This window comes from Pseudohongiella acticola (assembly GCF_001758195.1).
In the GTDB taxonomy this organism is placed as follows: Bacteria; Pseudomonadota; Gammaproteobacteria; order Pseudomonadales; family Pseudohongiellaceae; genus Pseudohongiella; species Pseudohongiella acticola.
In genome coordinates this window covers 1,578,465-1,591,505 of record NZ_MASR01000001.1, presented here as the reverse complement: position 1 = coordinate 1,591,505, position 13,041 = coordinate 1,578,465, and the positions used below count along the sequence as shown (strand labels likewise).

The window sequence follows — 13,041 nt, the reverse complement described above, 5'->3', positions numbered from 1 at the left end:
GTATGCTCTTTCACTGCGTAAAATACAAAAATGCGGCCAGCAATACGATCACCACAGTCGCCGTGACAAGGCGTTTTGTGTTCCGTCGCCGTCGCTTTTCCTGTTGCCGCTGTTGCCCGATAACGGTTTGCAGGGTGTCATTAAGCGCCTGCAGTTTGTCCTGCTGATGCAGGCTGTTCAGTACCAGTTGCGGCAGGTGCGGGAATTGCTCGACCCAGTCGGGCACATGATTTTTCAACTCGCGCCACAGGAACGAGGGTTTCATGCGGCGACGGTTCCAGCTCTCCAGAAACGGTAGCGCAGTCTGCCACAGATCCAGCTCCGGGTACAACTGGCGACCCAGTCCTTCAACGTTGAGCAGCGTTTTTTGCAGCAACACCAGGGACGGCTGAACCTCCATATTGAAACGCCCGGCGGTGCGGAACAGTTGTACCAGCAGGTAGCCAAACGATATGTCCTTGAGCGGTTTTTCAAAAATGGGTTCACACACGGTGCGCATGGCCGCTTCGAACTCAACGACTTTGGTGGTTTTGGGCACCCAGCCACATTCGACGTGAAGTTCAGCCACTTTACGATAATCGCGCTTGAAAATGGCCAACAGGTTGCGCGCCAGGTATTGCTGATCTTCGCGACTCAGTGAACCAATGATGGCACAGTCGATGGCAATGTAGCGCGGGTTTTGTGGGTCCGTAGCATCAACAAAGATATTGCCGGGATGCATGTCGGCATGGAAAAAGCTGTGCTCAAATACCTGGGTGAAAAAAATCTCGACACCGGTTTCTGCCAGCTTTTTCAGATCGACCTGGCGCGCAGTCAGTTGTGTGACGTCAGACACCGGAATGCCATTGATGCGTTCGGTCACCAGCATGCCATCACGGCTGACATCCCAGTAAACCTGAGGCACATAAAGCAGGGATGAGTGTTCAAAGTTGCGGCGCAGCAGGGTGGTGTTGGCGCCCTCTGACATCAGGTTGAGTTCGCCCAGAATGACGTGCTCATAGTCTGCGATTACTTCCCGCGGGCGCAAACGGCGGCCATCTGGAACATGTCTCTCGATCAGCCGGGCCAGCCACTTGAGTACAACAATGTCCTGGCGGATGGTTTCACTGATGCCGGGTCGAAGCACTTTGATGACGACCTGATCACCGTTCAGCAGCGTCGCTTCGTGCACCTGGGCAATGGATGCGGATGCCAGTGCATTATTATTGATATGACTGAAATGGTTCTGCCAGGGGCTCTCCAGCGCGGCCTCAACAATCGTGGTGATGCTGGGTGAGGTGAAACCGGGCACCCGGTCCTGAAGGCTCTGCAGTTCATCAGCGAGCGCATGCGGCAAAAAGTCACGCCGCGTCGACAGCAGTTGACCAAATTTGATGTAAATCGGACCCAGCTCTTCCAGTGCCCTGCGCAGGCGCTGTTCCGGTGACAACCGACGCGCGGCGCTGCCTGTCCAGGGCAGGCCGATAATGGCCATAAACAGACGTACCAGCCATGAGCGCGCCGTCAACGGGCTGAGTGTATGCAGGCGGTACTTGGCGGCAACCGCAAAAATCTTTAATAGACGGGGGAGATGGGACACCGCTATGGTCTCAGATCCGGTAGGTCAATGTTTTCATGACCCCTGCCATCAGTTTCATACCCGCCTTGACGGGTAAGGGCAGTTCAGCGCCGCCGGCGGCCATGGCCGCGTCACCGTGAGTGCGCTCATCAACAATCATCTGCGTCAGCACCGCACGACTTTTCTGATCGTTGGCCGGCAATCGGTCGAGGTGATCTTCCAGGTGGTCACATACCTGACGTTCGGTTTCGCCAACAAAGCCCAGGCTCCATTTGTCGCCAACCAGTCCTGCGGCGGCGCCCATGCCAAAAGACATGGCATACCAGACCGGATTAAGCAGGCTGGTGCGACTGTCCAGATCCTGCAGGCGGCTTTCGCACCAGGCCAGGTGGTCAACTTCTTCCCGCGCAGCATGATCCATGCTGGCACGCACATCGGGCAGCCGGGCAGTCAGGGACTGTCCCTGATACAGTGCCTGGGCACACACCTCTCCGGTATGGTTGATGCGCATTAATGCAGCGGCCTGCTGGCGCTCGCTATCGGACAGTTCAGCATCGTCGGCAGCGAGCGCCGGTGAATGCCGATTGGCGGTGCTGCTGCCAGGAATCAGTGTGTGCAGGGCCTGGTCGAGCTGCAGAACCAGTCGGTCAGCCAGATCGAATGACAATAAATCCTGTTTCGTATCCATGGTATGCCTCCTTCCCCTGTGTCCTTGTCAGCCAGTTAAAGCCAGTTAAAGCCAGTTAAAGCCAGTTAAAGCCAGTTCAAGCCTGCTCTGATTACACACACCTGCCTGACAGTTGGATCTGTTGCTTTTCGAGTCGTCAGGCGGGCGTGGCCCGTTGCATTTCCCGGGTGATGGCGCGGTGACCAATGTCACGCCGGCACATCATTTTGTCCCAGCTGATTCGGTCAGCCAGCGCATAGGCGGCCTGCTGTGCCTGGGTCACGGTGTCGCCAAGCGCCACGGCGCACAGCACGCGCCCACCGTTAGTGACTACCTTACCATCTTTCAGCGTGGTACCGGCATGGAACACTTTGGCGTTGCTTTCATCACCGACGGTATTCTGCAGGCCGTTGATGACCGCACCTTTCTCGTACGCTTCGGGGTAACCGCCGCTGGCCAGTACCACTCCAATACTGGCGCGATCATCCCAGTGTGCCTGAACCTGATGCAGACGCTGGTCCAGCGCTGCCTCGCACAGGTCGCTGAGGTCTGATTGCAGGCGCATCATCACTGGTTGTGCTTCGGGGTCACCAAAGCGGCAGTTAAATTCGATGACATTGACGGCACCCTGATCGGAGATCATCACCCCGGCATACAGGAAACCGGTATAGGGGTTGCCTTCCGCGGCCATGCCCTGCACCGTGGGCATAATGACTTCGGCCATGATCCGGTCGTGGGTATCCTGTGTGACAACCGGCGCTGGAGAGTATGCACCCATGCCGCCCGTGTTGGGTCCTTTGTCGCCTTCGTCGCGGCGTTTATGGTCCTGTGATGTTGCCAGCGGCAGCACATGTTCACCGTCAACCATGACAATAAAGCTGGCTTCTTCGCCCTGCAGAAATGTCTCTATGACCACACGGCTGCCGGCATCGCCAAAACTGTTGCCAGACAGCATATCGCGAATGGTGACTTCGGCGTCGTCCTGATTCTCTGCAATGATGACGCCTTTGCCCGCTGCCAGGCCATCGGCTTTGATCACAATGGGGGTGCCCTGAGCCTTGACATAGGCGATGGCAGCGTCGGCGTCGGTGAAGTTCTGGTAGCTGGCGGTGGGAATCTTGTGTCGTGCCAGGAAATCCTTGGTAAAGGCTTTGGATCCTTCCAGTTGCGCTGCGCCTTTGCTGGGGCCAAAACAACGCAGGCCCTGCTCCGTGAAATAATCGACGACACCGGCCACCAGAGGCGCTTCGGGACCCACAACCGTCAACCCGACGTTGTTGTTCCTGGCAAAATCAGCCAGGGCCGGAAAATCCAGCGGATCGATGGCGACATTCTCAATGCCGGTTTCGGTAGCCGTACCGGCATTGCCCGGGGCAACAAACACCGTCTCTATATTGGACGACTGCGCCATTTTCCAGGCCAGCGCATGTTCACGCCCGCCATTGCCAAGTACCAGAATATTCATAAACCCAGTCCGCTTCGTTTTAGTGTCTGAAGTGTCTTATACCCGTGAAAACCATCGCCATGTCAGCTTCATCAGCCGCTGCGATGACTTCGGCATCACGCATTGAGCCGCCGGGCTGGATGACCGCAGTAATGCCGGCCGCTGCAGCAGCATCAATACCGTCACGGAACGGGAAGAAGGCGTCTGACGCCATCACTGAACCCGCCACGGTCAGATTCTCATCGGCGGCCTTGATGCCGGCAATTTTGGCACTGTACACCCGGCTCATCTGGCCGGCGCCGACGCCAATGGTCTGCTGGTTCTTGCAATAGACGATGGCATTGGATTTAACAAACTGCGCCACCGTCCAGGCAAACATCAGGTCATTCAACTCCTGTTCGCTGGGCTGGCGCTTACTGACCACGGTCAGGTCGTCCCGACTGATCTGATGGGTGTCACGATCCTGCACCAGCAAACCACCATTAACACGTTTGAAGTCCCAGGCTGGCAATGCCTGTGCCGCCCACTCACCGCAACTCAGAACGCGGACATTGGGTTTGGCTGCAAGCACGGTCAGTGCGTCATCGGCTACGTTAGGGGCAATGATCACTTCACTGAACTGTTGATCAATGATGGCCTTTGCCGTTGCTGCATCAAGCTCGCGATTGAACGCGATAATACCGCCGAATGCTGACGTTGGGTCGGTCTGGAAGGCGAGCTGATAAGCTGCTTCAATGTTGTCGGCTAGCGCAACACCGCAGGGGTTTGCGTGTTTGACAATAACGCAGGCCGGCTGGGAGAAGCTCTTGACGCACTCCAGGGCGGCGTCAGTGTCGGCAATATTGTTGTAGGACAGTTCTTTGCCCTGCAATTGTGAGGCAGTGCTGACACTGGCTTCCTGTGGCGATGCTTCGCTGTAGAAGGCGGCGCTTTGGTGTGGATTCTCGCCGTAACGCAGCTCCTGCCGCTTATGGAATTGCGTGCTGAAGGTGCGCGGGTAGTCGCTGCCGGAGACGATGCGTCCGAGATAATTGGCGATCGCGCCATCGTACGCGGCGGTATGCTCGAAGGTTTTCACGGCCAGGTTGAACCGGGTTGCCTGATTCAGGCCGCCATTGTTCAGTTTCATTTCGGCGATAATACAGACGTAGTCTTCCGGGTTGGTGACCACGGCAACCCAGGCGTGGTTCTTGGCCGCTGCGCGCAGCATGGTAGGGCCGCCAATGTCGATGTTCTCTATGGCTGTGGGCAGATCACAGTCAGGCCGGGCGACGGTGGCTTCAAACGGGTACAGGTTGACCACAACCAGGTCGATGGGCGGAATGTCGTGTTCCTGCATCACATCACCATCAATGTCGCGGCGCGCCAGTATACCGCCATGTACTTTTGGGTGCAGGGTCTTGACCCGACCGTCCATCATTTCCGGGAAGCCGGTGTGGTCAGCAATCTCGATGGCGGGGATTTTTTCTTCCTGTAACAGACGGAAGGTACCTCCGGTTGACAGAATTTCCACGCCCGCCTGATGCAGGGAGCGAGCGAAGTCGGCAATACCGGTTTTGTCCGAGACGCTGATCAGGGCGCGTCGGATGACAGCAGGGTTATCTGTAGACATAACGTAATCTTTACTTGAATGCAGTGTTAAAAAGGTGGGGTGGGGCAGTTCTAAGTCAATTTGACAATAGCGGCGACTGCTGACGCTGGGAGCAATGCTATCGGCGCTGGTTATAATCCAGCAGGCCGTGCTGCTTCAATTTTTTGCGTAGAGTACCACGATTCAGGCCCAGCATGGTAGAGGCCCGGCTGCGGTTGCCGTCGGTGTGCTTGAGAACTGCCTGCAGTAATGGTGCTTCAACTTCGCTCAATACCAGCTCATACAGGTCACTGATCATCCCTTCATCGTCGACGTCCGCGAAGTAATTTGCCATCGCTCTTTCCACGGCTTCGCGCAAACTGCAGTGGCTGCTTTCAAGACTGAATGCCGTTGGTTCGGTAGGGGGTAGCAGCACCTCTGCGGGCAGTCCGTTAGTCGGATCTTCTTTTTTCATCGGGCAATTACCTGCGGTCTCCGGTTATCAGTCGGGCGCGGCACAGACATCGGCCAGGCATTGGTATCGGGTTGATTGCCGATGCCCGCGTTCAGGTACGCTGTCAGCAAATCAAGTTGCGATCTGGCATCCTCAAGTTGCATGAACTGCTGCTTGAGTGACTCGCCGCTCGGCAGGTCCTTACTGTACCAGCCTATGTGTTTACGGGCAAAGAGTGCGCCACGAAAATCACCATAGAATGCATGCAGGGCGCGAATATGATCCAGCATCAGGTTGCAGATATCCTGCGTTGAAGGTTTGTCACACACCGACCCGGTATCCAGATATTGACGGATCTGCCTGAAGATCCAGGGACTGCCCTGTGCCGCACGCCCTATCATGAGGCCATCAGCCTGTGTGTGATCGAGCACGTAGCGGGCTTTACGGGGGCTATCAATGTCGCCGTTGGCAATAACAGGAATGCAGACGCGTTGTTTTATCTCGGCAATGGTGTCGTATTCGGCGTCGCCCAGAAAACGGCACTCCCGGGTCCGACCATGCACGCTGAGCATGGCGATGCCGCAGTCTTCTGCGATTCGGGCGATGTCCAGGCCATTGCGGTTGTCGCGGCACCAGCCCGTGCGAATCTTTAAGGTGACGGGAACGTCAACAGCGGCGGTGACAGCCAGCAGGATGCGCTCGACAAGTGCGGGATCTTTCAGCAGCGCGGAACCGGCAGCTTTTTTCAACACTTTCTTGGCTGGGCATCCCATGTTGATGTCGATCACTTCGGCGCCCTGATCTGCGTTGATACGGGCAGCGTCCGCCATCATCTGCGGGTCGAAGCCAGCAATCTGCACGATGTCGGGGCCGCAGGTCGACGAGCGTTTCAGGCGCAGGCGGTTTTTCTCACTGTGCCAGAGCTCGGGGTTGGACGTAACCATCTCCGCAACCGTCAGGGTCGCCCCTTGTTGCAGGCAGATTTCACGGAACGGCAGATCGCTGACGCCGACCATGGGGGCCAGGATCAGGGGCTGCCGCAGCGTATGTCGACCGAGGGTAAAACTACTCATAAACAAATCGTACCTGATAATTCACCGCATCGGCAGTCGGCGTGGCAAATTCAAGGTGTGCGTTGACGTTCTCGCCGGGTGACAGCGCAAATGCCGCCTGCGCCGCAGACGATTCACTCAGGTACTGGCGCGGATAAACGCGTCGAGCGGCAACGGTCTGGCCCGCAACATCAGAATAGTTGAGCTCGATCGCGGGTAGCGGTTGTGGAAAGTCAGCCGTGTTGGTAAATGTGAGGGTCATCAGCGACAGGTTCTGGTAATCGGGATGCGGGCCAATGGACAGGCCTCGGCTCGCGATCAGGCTGCTGTCCTGGCGGATGGGCAATATGCATTGCAGGGTTTGGCAAAACGACAACAGCCATGGCCGCAGGGTTTCATGCTGGCTGAGTCGGTCCAGATGCGGGTAGCCGATCTGAGCAATCAGGCTTGCTGCCAACAGCAGGCTCAGAACCGCGTAGCCGGCGCTGCGCCAGGCAGATGTTTTCTGACGATGTGCAACCGTGCCAGCAATAATCTGGTCGCCATCTTCCAGTTCGGGCAACTGGGATGCCAGCGTTGTGGCAGTTCTGCTGCCCCTGTCAGCGGCTTTTGTTGTGTCAATCACAGTCCACATAATCAGACCACCGTGTTCAGACGGGTGCCCTCGATTCGCACCCATTCGTCGCTGATGACAGGTGGCTGCATGGCAAAATAAGGTGCATAGGATGCCATCAGGGTTTCTGTCTGCTCAGAGAGGACGCCGGACAGAATAAGTTTGCCACCTGGCAGCGTCAGACTGGCGAGCACTGGCGTTAATTCCGCTAGCGGGCCAGACAGGATATTGGCCACGACCACGTCGGCCGGTTCATGTGATTCACCCGGCAGATGCACAGTCATCAGCTCGGGCGAGACGCCATTCATGTCACGGTTGTTGCCACTGGCGGTCACTGCCTGTGGGTCGTTATCCACGGCCACCACGCTCGAGGCGCCGAGCAGGGCGGCGGCGATGGCAAGAATGCCGGAACCGCAGCCGTAATCGATAACACGTTTGTTGGTCAGCTCTTGGCTATCGAGCCAGGCCAGACACAGCGCAGTCGTGGGGTGAGTGCCTGAGCCAAATGCCAGGCCCGGATCAAGCATGATATTGACTGCCTCTGGTTCCGGCGGTTCGCTCCAGCTGGGACAGACCCAGAGCCGGTCGCCAAAACGCATGGGTTTGAAGTCCGACATCCAGGCGCGTTCCCAGTCCTGGTCGGCAATGTTTTCTGTCAGCAGATCGCTTTCCTGCAAACGGCTACCGGCAGTGATCAGGGCGATTATGCTATCGGCATCAGCGTCGGATTCGTACAGCGCGCACAGCATGGTCTGTTGCCACAAAGGGGTGCTATCGGGGTCCAGTTGGAAAACCGCTTCGTCTTCGGCGTCGAGCAGCGTCACCGAGACCGCGCCCGCTGACTGGAACAGCTGTTCCATCAGGGGCGCTTCAGCGTCGGTGATGCGCGCCTTGATTTGTAACCATGGCATAGGAATATCCGCTTCCCGGGAATCGGGCTCAGCCGTCAGGCCTTTTTGTGACCATTAAGCATGTTTTCCAGATAGTGAATGTTGACACCACCTTTGCGGAAATTATGATCTCGCAGTATGTCCTTGTGCAGCGGCGTGTTGGTGCGAATACCATCGATCAGAAGCTCGTCCAGCGCGTTCTGCATGCGCACCAGGGCTTCGTCGCGGTCGACACCGTAGCTGATCAGCTTGGCGATCAGTGAGTCGTAATACGGCGGCACAGTGTAACCACTGTAAATGTGCGAATCGACCCGTATGCCGTTGCCACCCGGGGCGTGGAACAGGTTGATCTTGCCGGGACAGGGCATAAAAGATGAAGGGTCTTCGGCGTTAATACGGCACTCGAAGGCATGGCCCTTGATTTTGACATCTTCCTGTTTGATGGACAGTGGCATGCCACTGGCAATCTTCAGTTGTTCCTTGACGATATCAATGCCAGTCACCATTTCAGTGACCGGGTGCTCAACCTGAACGCGCGTGTTCATTTCGATAAAAAAGAACTGCTCATCCTGGTACAGGAACTCCAGAGTGCCGGCGCCGCGATACTTCATCAGTTTACAGGCCTTAATGCAGGTCTCTGCCACGGCGGCCCGGACATGGTCGGGGATGCCGGGTGCAGGTGCTTCTTCAATCACTTTCTGGTGGCGTCGTTGCATTGAGCAGTCACGATCGCCCAGATAAACTGCGTTACCCTGGCCATCGCCGAGCACCTGAATTTCCACGTGACGCGGGTTTTCCAGGAATTTTTCCAGATACACAACATCACTGCCAAATGCCGCCTTGGCTTCGGACTGGGTCACATAAATAGCTTTCAGCAGTGCTGCTTCGCTGTGCACCACACGCATGCCGCGACCGCCACCACCAGCAGCGGCCTTGATGATCACCGGATAACCGATGCGCTTGGCAATGCTCAGGGTTCGATCGGAGTCATTGTCCAGTGGCCCGTCAGAGCCGGGCACCGTCGGTACGCCGGCTTCAATCATGGCCTTGATGGCAGAAACTTTGTCTCCCATCAGGCGAATGGTTTCTGCGCGTGGGCCAATAAAAACAAATCCGCTGCGTTCAACCTGTTCGGCAAAATCGGCATTTTCAGACAGGAAGCCGTAACCCGGGTGAATGGCGACGGCGTCGGTGACTTCCGTGGCGCTGATGATGGCAGGCACATTGAGGTAACTCTTGGCGGCACTGGCGGGACCAATGCAGACCGACTCGTCGGCCAGACGCACATGCATCAGGTCGCGATCAGCGCTGGAATGAACCGCCACGGTTTTAATGCCAAGCTCTTTGCAGGCCCGCAGGATTCGAAGGGCTATCTCGCCTCGATTGGCTATCAGGACTTTCTCAAGCATTGGTGTTAACCCTTAAACAATGGTGACCAGTGCCTGGTCGAATTCAACGGGCTCGCCGTCCTGGACAAGTATCGCTTCCACTACACCACTGTGATCGGATTCGATCTGATTCATCATCTTCATGGCTTCTACGATACAGATGACATCGCCCACTTTTACATGCTGGCCGACTTCAACAAACGCGGGTGATGACGGCGAGGGTGACCGGTAGAAGGTCCCAACCATGGGCGACTTTACGACATTGCCACGAACCTTTTGGGTGTCCTTGCCTGCGTCCGGTGCTGGCGCAGCGGGTGCTGATGGCGCTGGCGCGGGAGCAGCCGGCGCGGGTGCGCTCTGATACTGCACGGGTTGAGGAGTCACCTTGCTGGCGCGGCTGATACGAACGGCTTCTTCGCCTTCCTTGATCTCGATTTCCGCGACATCGGACGATTCGAGCAGTTCAATGAGTTTTTTTACTTTTCTGATATCCATAATAATGTCTCTTTACCTGGGATTTGCTTCTTTTTAGGTTGTTTATTTCTTTAATTTTCAGCGTGTTGCAGTGCCGCCTGCAGCGCCAGATCATAGCTTTGTGAGCCAAGTCCGGTAATGGTGCCAACGGCGATGTCGGAAAAATACGAATGATGGCGAAAGCTTTCCCGCCTGTGCACATTGGATAAATGCACCTCAATAAACGGAATGTCGACAGCCAGCAGCGCATCCCGCAGCGCAACGCTGGTATGGGTCAGGGCGGCCGGGTTGATTATGATGAAATTGATGCCTTCACGGCGGGCGTCGTGAATACGGTCGATCAACTCGTATTCTGCATTGCTCTGCAGATGCATCAGGTGGTGGCCGGCATCCAGACAGGTGTTACTGAGACGGGCGTTGATATCGTCCAGTGTTTCCGAGCCGTAAACCTCGGGTTCACGGGTGCCCAAAAGATTGAGATTGGGGCCGTGCAGCACAAGAATGGTCGCCATAGTCGTTTCCGCGATTCGGATTTTTGCTTTAATGGCGGCATTTTGTCAGATTTTTCACAGATTTTCACCTTCAAATTGTGGCTTTTCTCTGATCTTTTCTGTTTTCGGGCTGTTGCCGAGGGTGCGGGTCAGGGCGATATTTCCAGTAGCCGTGTTTGGGGCGGGTAACAAAGCCCGGCTTCGGCACAACCCTGATACTGGATTTGCAGACGGTAGTGTTGGTCCTGGCTCTCGTCCGGCAGTTGGATGGTGGTCGTCAGGCTGTTGTAATAAACTTCAACATCACCAAAAAACTCATCGTGATGGGAGGATCCGTCGGGCAGTGCGACCGCCAGTTCACGGGTGCTGCCGTCGGAACCCACCAGGCTGAAGCCGAACTTGTCCTGGTACAGGTAGTAGTCCGGTGCAATCGTCCAGTGAACTGATACGGTGTCGCTGGCGTCAAGGCTGGTGTAAAAGGCAAACGCCGCGTCCACGTCCAGAAACTGCGGTCGGCTGTCGCCGAACAGTCCGCTCGGCTGAGCTGCCAGCGGCGCACTGATCAGCGCTGTTGCCAGCAGCAACAACCCTGCGCGGCAGTGGCGGGCCGCTTCAGTCCTGATAACGTTCAAACACCAAGGTCGCATTGGTACCGCCGAAGCCGAAGCTATTGGACATGATGCAGTCGAGCTTGGCATCGTCGAGACGACGCGTTGCTATGTTCAGGCCTGCTGCTTCGGGTGCAAGTTCCGTAACGTTGATGGAGGCGCTGACAAAATTGTTCTTCATCATCAGCAGGCTGTATATGGCTTCCTGGGCACTGGTCGCGCCCAGCGAGTGACCGGTTTGTGATTTGGTCGAGTTGATGATCGGCGATTTGTCGCCAAACACTTCCCTGATTGCCCTCAATTCACTGACATCACCGACCGGTGTGCTGGTGCCGTGCGTGTTCAGGTAGTCGATGGGTTTGTTGACAGTGGCCAGTGCCATCTTCATGCAGCGGATGGCGCCTTCGCCGGATGGCGCTACCATGTCGTAGCCGTCCGATGTGGCTCCGTAGCCAGTGATTTCTGCATAGATCTTGGCGCCACGGGCCTGGGCGTGCTCCAGTGATTCGATAACCAGAACGGCGCCACCGCCGGCGATGACAAAGCCGTCCCGCGATACATCAAAGGGGCGCGATGCTTTTTCAGGTTCATCGTTGTGTGTGGTGGTCAAGGCGCCCATGGCATCAAACAGGTTGGTCAGTGTCCAGTGTTCTGATTCGCCACCACCGGCGAATACAACGTCCTGTTTGCCCAACTGGATCAATTCAACTGCGTTACCGATGCAGTGTGCGCTGGTGGCGCAGGCGGATGAAATGGAATAGTTCACGCCCTTGATTTTGTAAGGTGTCGCCAGACAGGCTGATACGGTGCTGCCCATGGTGCGTGGCACGCGGTATGGGCCAATTTTGCGAAGACCCTTGGTGCGCAGGATGTCAGCCGCTTCCACCTGGTCCTGAGAGGAAGAACCACCCGCACCCATGATGATGCCAGTGCGTTCGTTGGAAACATCGCTGTCTTCCAGACCGGCATCCTTGATGGCCTGGTCCATGGCGATATAGCCATACGCTGCCGCATCGCCCATGAAACGCAGAACCTTGCGGTCGATATGCTCTTCAAAATTGATGTCGACCCGACCGGAAATGTGCGCGCGCAGGCCCATCTCTTCATATTCCGGATTGTAGCTGATGCCGCTGCGCCCATCACGCAGTGCGTCCAGCACGGTCTGCTGGTCATTACCTATACAGGAAACAATACCGATACCGGTGACAACAACGCGTTTCATAATTACCTCGTTAGAACCTATTGGTGCTGTAATGCAGATATTTCAGTCTGTCAGAAATTTGTGTCAGGGGTGAACAGGCCGACTTTGAGGGACTTGGCGGTGTAAATGACTTTGCCATCTACCGCGACTGTGCCATCGGCAACACCCATCACAAGTTTACGCTCAATAATGCGGCTGAGTGAAATTTCGTAGGTTACTTTGCTGGCTGAGGGCAGAATTTCGCCACTGAACTTGACTTCGCCAGAGCCCAGCGCACGGCCTTTGCCCAGATTGCCACGCCAGCCCAGATAGAATCCGACCAGTTGCCACATGGCATCGAGCCCCAGACAGCCCGGCATGACCGGGTCTTCCGGGAAATGACAGTCGAAAAACCAGAGGTCGGGCCGAATGTCGAGTTCCGCAATGATCAGGCCTTTGCCGTGCTCTCCACCGGTACTGTTGATGTCGACGATCCTGTCCATCATCAGCATGTTGCCAACGGGCAGCCTGGCATTGCCAGGACCAAACATGCGGCCGAAACCACAGTCGAGCAGTTCGTCACGTTCGTAGGAGCTTTTGGGCGTAAATCCTGTATTCATAAGCTATTTTGGCACCAGATTGTCGCAAAGCG

14 protein-coding genes are annotated in these 13,041 nt (G+C 56.3%); all 14 read right to left on the bottom strand.

Annotated elements, in window-relative coordinates; all coding sequences use genetic code 11:
- Window positions 1-10: 10 nt before the first annotated feature.
- On the bottom strand, window positions 11-1,579 hold the full coding sequence (ubiB, locus tag PHACT_RS06720; RefSeq protein WP_070116479.1) for a ubiquinone biosynthesis regulatory protein kinase UbiB: 1,569 nt from the start codon (window positions 1,577-1,579) through the stop codon (window positions 11-13).
- A 10-nt stretch (window positions 1,580-1,589) separates the two neighbouring features.
- Complete coding sequence (gene coq7, locus PHACT_RS06715; RefSeq protein ID WP_070116478.1) at window positions 1,590-2,246, bottom strand: 2-polyprenyl-3-methyl-6-methoxy-1,4-benzoquinone monooxygenase; 657 nt, start codon at window positions 2,244-2,246, stop codon at window positions 1,590-1,592.
- 136 nt (window positions 2,247-2,382) lie between these two features.
- Window positions 2,383-3,690 carry a phosphoribosylamine--glycine ligase gene (gene purD, locus PHACT_RS06710; protein ID WP_070116477.1) on the bottom strand — a complete coding sequence of 436 codons (1,308 nt, stop codon included), beginning with the start codon at window positions 3,688-3,690 and terminating at the stop codon, window positions 2,383-2,385.
- 19 nt (window positions 3,691-3,709) lie between these two features.
- Complete coding sequence (purH, locus tag PHACT_RS06705; protein WP_070116476.1) at window positions 3,710-5,281, bottom strand: bifunctional phosphoribosylaminoimidazolecarboxamide formyltransferase/IMP cyclohydrolase; 1,572 nt, start codon at window positions 5,279-5,281, stop codon at window positions 3,710-3,712.
- Window positions 5,282-5,378: 97 nt separating this feature from the next.
- Window positions 5,379-5,714, bottom strand: coding sequence for a DNA-binding transcriptional regulator Fis (gene fis, locus PHACT_RS06700; protein WP_083264399.1), 336 nt, complete (start codon window positions 5,712-5,714; stop codon window positions 5,379-5,381).
- A complete protein-coding gene (gene dusB / locus PHACT_RS06695) occupies window positions 5,711-6,766 on the bottom strand; it encodes a tRNA dihydrouridine synthase DusB (protein ID WP_070116475.1) in 1,056 nt (351 codons plus the stop codon). The genes fis and dusB overlap by 4 nt, the downstream gene beginning before the upstream one ends.
- A complete protein-coding gene (locus PHACT_RS06690) occupies window positions 6,759-7,379 on the bottom strand; it encodes a DUF3426 domain-containing protein (protein ID WP_070116474.1) in 621 nt (206 codons plus the stop codon). Before PHACT_RS06690 ends, dusB begins: the two co-directional genes overlap by 8 nt.
- Window positions 7,380-7,381: 2 nt before the next feature.
- Complete coding sequence (gene prmA / locus PHACT_RS06685) at window positions 7,382-8,269, bottom strand: 50S ribosomal protein L11 methyltransferase (protein WP_070116473.1); 888 nt, start codon at window positions 8,267-8,269, stop codon at window positions 7,382-7,384.
- 35 nt (window positions 8,270-8,304) lie between these two features.
- Complete coding sequence (gene accC, locus PHACT_RS06680; protein WP_070116472.1) at window positions 8,305-9,657, bottom strand: acetyl-CoA carboxylase biotin carboxylase subunit; 1,353 nt, start codon at window positions 9,655-9,657, stop codon at window positions 8,305-8,307.
- A 12-nt stretch (window positions 9,658-9,669) separates the two neighbouring features.
- Window positions 9,670-10,131: an acetyl-CoA carboxylase biotin carboxyl carrier protein gene (accB, locus tag PHACT_RS06675; RefSeq protein ID WP_070116471.1), complete on the bottom strand. Its 462-nt coding sequence runs from the start codon at window positions 10,129-10,131 to the stop codon at window positions 9,670-9,672.
- A 50-nt stretch (window positions 10,132-10,181) separates the two neighbouring features.
- Window positions 10,182-10,622, bottom strand: coding sequence for a type II 3-dehydroquinate dehydratase (aroQ, locus tag PHACT_RS06670; RefSeq protein ID WP_070116470.1), 441 nt, complete (start codon window positions 10,620-10,622; stop codon window positions 10,182-10,184).
- Window positions 10,623-10,750: 128 nt separating this feature from the next.
- The gene (locus PHACT_RS06665; protein WP_169819411.1) at window positions 10,751-11,233 is read right to left on the bottom strand and encodes a protein-disulfide reductase DsbD domain-containing protein; all 483 of its coding nucleotides are present in this window, start codon (window positions 11,231-11,233) and stop codon (window positions 10,751-10,753) included.
- Entirely contained in the window at window positions 11,214-12,431 is a 1,218-nt protein-coding gene (fabB, locus tag PHACT_RS06660) for a beta-ketoacyl-ACP synthase I (protein ID WP_070116468.1), read from the bottom strand. The genes PHACT_RS06665 and fabB overlap by 20 nt, the downstream gene beginning before the upstream one ends.
- A 50-nt stretch (window positions 12,432-12,481) precedes the next feature.
- Window positions 12,482-13,009, bottom strand: a complete 528-nt coding sequence (gene fabA / locus PHACT_RS06655) for a bifunctional 3-hydroxydecanoyl-ACP dehydratase/trans-2-decenoyl-ACP isomerase (RefSeq protein WP_070116467.1) — start codon at window positions 13,007-13,009, stop codon at window positions 12,482-12,484.
- Window positions 13,010-13,041 lie beyond the last annotated feature (32 nt).

Coding starts and splice junctions, on each gene's coding strand:
- coq7 (WP_070116478.1), bottom strand. CDS start 2,246: ATGGATACGAAACAGGATTTATTGTCATTCGATCTGGCTGACCGACTG.
- purD (WP_070116477.1), bottom strand. CDS start 3,690: ATGAATATTCTGGTACTTGGCAATGGCGGGCGTGAACATGCGCTGGCC.
- purH (WP_070116476.1), bottom strand. CDS start 5,281: ATGTCTACAGATAACCCTGCTGTCATCCGACGCGCCCTGATCAGCGTC.
- fis (WP_083264399.1), bottom strand. CDS start 5,714: ATGAAAAAAGAAGATCCGACTAACGGACTGCCCGCAGAGGTGCTGCTA.
- dusB (WP_070116475.1), bottom strand. CDS start 6,766: ATGAGTAGTTTTACCCTCGGTCGACATACGCTGCGGCAGCCCCTGATC.
- PHACT_RS06690 (WP_070116474.1), bottom strand. CDS start 7,379: ATGTGGACTGTGATTGACACAACAAAAGCCGCTGACAGGGGCAGCAGA.
- prmA (WP_070116473.1), bottom strand. CDS start 8,269: ATGCCATGGTTACAAATCAAGGCGCGCATCACCGACGCTGAAGCGCCC.
- accC (WP_070116472.1), bottom strand. CDS start 9,657: ATGCTTGAGAAAGTCCTGATAGCCAATCGAGGCGAGATAGCCCTTCGA.
- accB (WP_070116471.1), bottom strand. CDS start 10,131: ATGGATATCAGAAAAGTAAAAAAACTCATTGAACTGCTCGAATCGTCC.
- aroQ (WP_070116470.1), bottom strand. CDS start 10,622: ATGGCGACCATTCTTGTGCTGCACGGCCCCAATCTCAATCTTTTGGGC.
- fabB (WP_070116468.1), bottom strand. CDS start 12,431: ATGAAACGCGTTGTTGTCACCGGTATCGGTATTGTTTCCTGTATAGGT.
- fabA (WP_070116467.1), bottom strand. CDS start 13,009: ATGAATACAGGATTTACGCCCAAAAGCTCCTACGAACGTGACGAACTG.